At 23.7% G+C, this 2,934-nt stretch carries 7 protein-coding genes; all 7 read right to left on the bottom strand.

The window, feature by feature from the left end:
* The coding region (locus tag EHV01_RS04400; RefSeq protein ID WP_422066376.1) for a hypothetical protein at positions 1 to 498 on the bottom strand (498 nt) is incomplete at its 3' end.
* Positions 499 to 500: 2 nt separating this feature from the next.
* Positions 501 to 638: a hypothetical protein gene (locus tag EHV01_RS04405; RefSeq protein WP_422066377.1), complete on the bottom strand. Its 138-nt coding sequence runs from the start codon at positions 636 to 638 to the stop codon at positions 501 to 503.
* Between the two features lies 1 nt (position 639).
* The gene (locus EHV01_RS04410; protein ID WP_422066378.1) at positions 640 to 813 is read right to left on the bottom strand and encodes a hypothetical protein; all 174 of its coding nucleotides are present in this window, start codon (positions 811 to 813) and stop codon (positions 640 to 642) included.
* Positions 814 to 825: 12 nt separating this feature from the next.
* Complete coding sequence (locus EHV01_RS04415) at positions 826 to 990, bottom strand: hypothetical protein (RefSeq protein ID WP_422066379.1); 165 nt, start codon at positions 988 to 990, stop codon at positions 826 to 828.
* A 31-nt stretch (positions 991 to 1,021) separates the two neighbouring features.
* Positions 1,022 to 1,228, bottom strand: coding sequence for a hypothetical protein (locus EHV01_RS04420; RefSeq protein WP_422066380.1), 207 nt, complete (start codon positions 1,226 to 1,228; stop codon positions 1,022 to 1,024).
* A 548-nt stretch (positions 1,229 to 1,776) separates the two neighbouring features.
* A complete protein-coding gene (locus EHV01_RS04425) occupies positions 1,777 to 2,013 on the bottom strand; it encodes a hypothetical protein (protein ID WP_422066381.1) in 237 nt (78 codons plus the stop codon).
* A gap of 533 nt (positions 2,014 to 2,546) precedes the next feature.
* Positions 2,547 to 2,699, bottom strand: coding sequence for a hypothetical protein (locus EHV01_RS04430; protein WP_422066382.1), 153 nt, complete (start codon positions 2,697 to 2,699; stop codon positions 2,547 to 2,549).
* Between the last annotated feature and the right edge of the window lie 235 nt (positions 2,700 to 2,934).

Consider the following 2,934-nt stretch of genomic DNA (forward strand, 5'->3'; position numbering starts at 1 on the left):
AATTAATAATTTTTCTTTACGAAAATTACTAGTAATAACTTTTAATTCTTGTTCTTGTTTTGCTACACTTTTAATTTCTAAAAATTGTTCTTTTTTATGAGTTTCAACAATTTCATTTTGTTTTTGAAATTGAATATTAATAACACTATTTTTTAAAAAATCATGATTATTCTTAATATTATTTTCTAAATTCAAAATATCTTTTCTAATAAAATTTAATTCATCTTTAAAATTTTTTATTAATTCTAATGGTTCTCTAAAAACATAATCAATTTTTGAAACTACTAATTTTAAATCTTTTAGTGATTGTGATTTATATCCTCCACTCATTAATCAAGCTTGTTGTCGATATATAAATTCTGATAATTCTTGTCCATTTTCATCAATTCATTTTTTAATTGTTAATGCTTTTAAACTTAATTCTTTAAAATCATTTCCTTTTAAATAAAATGGATAAGTAATATTTTTAACTTCATTATTTAACTTTAAATCTGACATAATTAAATTTCCTCTAATTCCATTTCATTAATTAAATTATCAATATAGTCATAAGCACTGTCTTCTGAATGACATTCTTCTAATGCTAAATTAAATAAATCTTCTTCTGTATAAACATAACCATTTTCATCTTTTCACATATTATTCACATCCTTGTCATTTAATATTGTTATCTTCTAAATCAATAATTGTTGTTTCTCATCCTTGTTTATTTTCAACATTACCAGTAATTTTTGCTTCTTCTAATGTATAAAATAATAAAGTTTTTAAATCACCATATTTACTTTTCATTATTAATAAATATCTTTTATTCATAATTTATTCCTCCTAATTCTTTTTACGTAAACCTAATGCTCAATGTTCATCGCTGACATCTTCAAATGAAACTGAATAACTTTTACGCATTAATTCTTGTAATTTATTTTCTTGTTTGCATTTTGAACAATAATCTCAATATTTTTGTTTAAGACAAATTTTATTTAACTTTTTCATATATACCTCCTCAATAGTTAAATAAYCTAAATTATTGCTTTACCAAATTTGATATATTTATGTAAAAATAATGAAAATCCTTATTTACTGATTGTTCAATAATTTTACAGTCTTTAAAAATTTCATAATTTTTAAAATCTTTTATTCTTCCTTTAAAAATAATACTTTGACAACTTCAAACTTCAATATTTAAATTTTTATTATAAATATCAATTCAATCTTTTAATTTATATGTCATTATTTATCCTCCTAGTTTTAACTCGCTGGCACTCACTTCCAAGTGAAAGTGCCAAAGCGAGAATTAGTTATATAATTAAGTATTTATCTATTTATTTACTACGCCATCCGCTTCACTTTGAAGGTGAGCGGTGGCGGTATGTTGTTTGTTTAATAATAGACAGTTGTTTTTTCTTTTTGGAGCCAGAGAGTTTTCTCTCTCTTCACCCGCACCATTTCAGGTCAAAACGTTCAGTTTTTAAAATAAATTCACTCGCATTTTGAAGAGCCTAATGCTGGCTTTGTGGTTTATTAAACCACCGCCACTTCTAAGAAGTAATATCTATCGCAAATTTATTTATAAAGTGACCATCTCAATATTTATTGTCGTTCGATGTTGACCTTGCACTTATCACGACTATCGCTTAGTTGTTTTTACAACCAACGCCGATTTACATTTTTCCTCATACACTATTTCAGTACTTGCCTCGGCCGGCTGTGGGAATGAGCTTAAACTCATGTTCTTATGGAAAATCACTTAGTTATTTAAAATAACCGTCCCACACTGCATTAAGTTTTATAAAATTTAAGTTTTAACAAACCAGTTTCATAATCAAAGATAATTTTTGAATTTTCTAATTTTTGATAAAATTGCTTTTTTGTTTTATCTTTTACTTTATTCAATAAATCTTTATGTTTTTCACAAGTTCATAAAACTTTATTTGATACAAATTCTTCAGTAATGAATGATATTGCTTTATAACAATCATTAATATCACATATTCTTTGTTGCTTATTAATTTTCATTACTCATTCCTTTCTTTGGTATTATTTTTTTATTTATTAGCCAAATTAATTAACTGAAACAGAGAAAAGACAACACCTTAAATTAGGAGAAAAAACAGGTACACTTTGTAAAGATTTCTAAGATATTTATAAATGTGTAAACAACTTAAAGAGGGTATCAAAAAGTTGTGTAAAAAGTTTCTATTTTAAGAATTTAAGATGCTGTCCTTTCTCTGAATTAATTAATAATTATGGGTTTACAAATAAAAAAACAACCCTTTAATAAGAGTTGTTTTGGCGCGTTTCGTTTTACAGTTTACAAATAAAAATTTTTGTTTATCATTTTTAATTATATATAGTTTTAAATATCAATCGATAACATTAATAATTACACTGATACTTATTAATATTAAAATGTTAATAATAAATCAATGCCAATTAATCTTTCAACTATAATGAATTAAAAGTGAAAAAAATAAAATTATTAATATTGTTGTAATTAGACGCGATAATAAACTATTTTAAAGTTATTTTTATTAATAATCATCAAAATCTTATTGATCTCAACAACCAGTCATAACTGGTGGAAAACATAGCATTCTAAAAATTACCCCATTTTTTAATCAAAATTGACGCCCTAGTAACAACCTGCAACTTGAACTCCTCGTGTGTTGTTTATACATTAAAATAATTAATATTCTTTTCATTATTAACTTTCCTTTCCTTTTGAATTTAGCATTATTTTTAAAAATTATTGTGTTAGTAAAGTGAAAAATCATAACTCTCTCTTAACTTTATTATAGCAAATACAAGTTGTTTATATAGGGGAAAGATACTTTAATTTTGTCGAAAACTCTTGATGAAATAAAAAAAATCATCAATATGACAATTTGAAAACTAATTTTGTGTAAGATTATGATTTTGCTTTATATTTTTTAAAWT

The organism is Spiroplasma sp. hy2, assembly GCF_044714365.1.
Lineage (GTDB): Bacteria > Bacillota_I > Bacilli_A > Mycoplasmatales > Mycoplasmataceae > Spiroplasma > Spiroplasma phoeniceum.